This is a genomic window from Flavobacterium amnicola, assembly GCF_004122165.1.
In the GTDB taxonomy this organism is placed as follows: domain Bacteria; phylum Bacteroidota; class Bacteroidia; order Flavobacteriales; family Flavobacteriaceae; genus Flavobacterium; species Flavobacterium amnicola.
Map to the genome: position 1 here is coordinate 1 of NZ_SBKO01000011.1, position 1,569 is coordinate 1,569.

General features: G+C 50.1%; 1 rRNA gene. It reads right to left on the reverse strand.

The features are described 5' to 3' along the window. Positions 1-39: 39 nt before the first annotated feature. Positions 40-1,553: ribosomal RNA gene (locus EQG63_RS12140) — 16S ribosomal RNA — on the reverse strand. Positions 1,554-1,569: the final 16 nt, after the last annotated feature.

A 1,569-nucleotide genomic window follows, 5' to 3' on the forward strand; every position in this document is an offset into this window, starting at 1 on the left:
ATAAAAAATCAATACCTAACCTCTTTTTATAGTCTCTAGAAAGGAGGTGTTCCAGCCGCACCTTCCGGTACGGCTACCTTGTTACGACTTAGCCCTAGTTACCAGTTTTACCCTAGGCAGCTCCTTGCGGTCACCGACTTCAGGTACCCCCAGCTTCCATGGCTTGACGGGCGGTGTGTACAAGGCCCGGGAACGTATTCACCGCAGCATGGCTGATCTGCGATTACTAGCGAATCCAGCTTCACGGAGTCGAGTTGCAGACTCCGATCCGAACTGAGAACGGTTTTGTAGATTCGCTCCTACTTGCGTAGTGGCTGCTCTCTGTACCGTCCATTGTAGCACGTGTGTAGCCCAAGGCGTAAGGGCCGTGATGATTTGACGTCATCCCCACCTTCCTCACAGTTTGCACTGGCAGTCTTGTTAGAGTTCCCGACTTGACTCGCTGGCAACTAACAACAGGGGTTGCGCTCGTTATAGGACTTAACCTGACACCTCACGGCACGAGCTGACGACAACCATGCAGCACCTTGAAAAACGTCCGAAGAAAAGTCTGTTTCCAAACCTGTCGTTTCCCATTTAAGCCTTGGTAAGGTTCCTCGCGTATCATCGAATTAAACCACATGCTCCTCCGCTTGTGCGGGCCCCCGTCAATTCCTTTGAGTTTCACTCTTGCGAGCGTACTCCCCAGGTGGGATACTTATCACTTTCGCTTAGCCACTCAGATTGCTCCAAACAGCTAGTATCCATCGTTTACGGCGTGGACTACCAGGGTATCTAATCCTGTTCGCTCCCCACGCTTTCGTCCATCAGCGTCAATCCACTTGTAGTAACCTGCCTTCGCAATTGGTATTCCATGTAATCTCTAAGCATTTCACCGCTACACTACATATTCTAGTTACTTCCAAGTAATTCAAGTTCTACAGTATCAATGGCCGTTTGATCGTTGAGCGACCAGATTTCACCACTGACTTATAAAACCGCCTACGGACCCTTTAAACCCAATGATTCCGGATAACGCTTGGATCCTCCGTATTACCGCGGCTGCTGGCACGGAGTTAGCCGATCCTTATTCTTACAGTACCGTCAAGCTCCCTCACGAGGGAGTGTTTCTTCCTGTACAAAAGCAGTTTACAATCCATAGGACCGTCATCCTGCACGCGGCATGGCTGGTTCAGGCTTGCGCCCATTGACCAATATTCCTCACTGCTGCCTCCCGTAGGAGTCTGGTCCGTGTCTCAGTACCAGTGTGGGGGATCTCCCTCTCAGGACCCCTACCCATCGTTGCCTTGGTGTGCCGTTACCACACCAACTAGCTAATGGGACGCATGCTCATCTTATACCGTTGGAACTTTAATTACAAAACCATGCGATTTCGTAATACTATGGGGTATTAATCCAAATTTCTCTGGGCTATCCCCCTGTATAAGGTAGATTGCATACGCGTTACGCACCCGTGCGCCGGTCTCAGTTACCGAAGTAACCTACCCCTCGACTTGCATGTGTTAAGCCTGCCGCTAGCGTTCATCCTGAGCCAGGATCAAACTCTTCATCGTATATTTGTTGAAGCTT